The sequence below is a fragment of the Parashewanella curva genome (genome assembly GCF_003675895.1).
GTDB lineage: Bacteria > Pseudomonadota > Gammaproteobacteria > Enterobacterales > Shewanellaceae > Parashewanella > Parashewanella curva.
In genome coordinates this window covers 1-911 of sequence record NZ_ML014955.1, presented here as the reverse complement: position 1 = coordinate 911, position 911 = coordinate 1, and the positions used below count along the sequence as shown (strand labels likewise).

The 911-nt window shown below is 41.6% G+C and carries 2 tRNA genes and 1 rRNA gene; all 3 read right to left on the bottom strand.

What is annotated here, in order from left to right:
* Positions 1–308 precede the first annotated feature (308 nt).
* A tRNA-Ala gene (locus D5018_RS21430) sits at positions 309–384 on the bottom strand.
* A gap of 133 nt (positions 385–517) precedes the next feature.
* Positions 518–594, bottom strand: a tRNA-Ile gene (locus D5018_RS21425).
* Between the two features lie 203 nt (positions 595–797).
* A 16S ribosomal RNA gene (locus D5018_RS21420) occupies positions 798–911 on the bottom strand; the annotation flags it as partial.

Genomic DNA, 911 nt, shown 5'->3' with positions numbered 1-911 from the left:
CTAAAAAGCAACTGACTGCGCTAACATCTTTGTTGTTAGCTGTAACTTGCTGGTTTGATAAGTGTGTTTCCACACTCGCCTTAGTCTTGAATACTCAATGCACTTAATAAAGTGTTGAGAACTTCTTAAATTAACAATCTTTCGATTGCTAAAGGATTTTTGAGATTTTGTATATTTAACGACCTTAGTCATTAAATTTACTATCAGCTTTCCAAATTGTTAAAGAGCAAGGCTAAAAAAAGCCAAAGGTAAAATTTTCATTTTAACTTTGGCCTCTAAGTCTTCTTTCGAAGTGAGGTTCACATGAGTGGTGGAGCTATGCGGGATCGAACCGCAGACCTCCTGCGTGCAAGGCAGGCGCTCTCCCAGCTGAGCTATAGCCCCATCATGTGTCGATACGGTTTGTCCAAATCAGTCGATTACATCGCTAAGAAGTAATCTTTTCTAATCGAGGCAGAATTATGTGAAGTTTGCACTAGGTAAATGAGCATGATTCTAACGATGAGTAGGAAAGATTTGGTGGGTCTGAGTAGACTTGAACTACCGACCTCACGCTTATCAGGCGTGCGCTCTAACCAGCTGAGCTACAGACCCATTTTATGCTTGTTTCTTTGCTTAATTGCTTCCTTGCTTTTGCGAGTCTCATTCCTCATGTACTTTTGTACACTTCGTCATTCGATTCTCAAGCGCCTCGCACTTAACCAAATTAACTACGCCTAAAAATTAAAACGTATCTTTTTGCCTTTAATATCAAGCATATCTGTGTGAACACTCGAACAGGATTAACATCTTGTCGATAAGGAGGTGATCCAGCCCCAGGTTCCCCTAGGGCTACCTTGTTACGACTTCACCCCAGTCATGAACCACACCGTGGTAAACGTCCTCCCGAAGGTTAGACTATCTACTTCTGG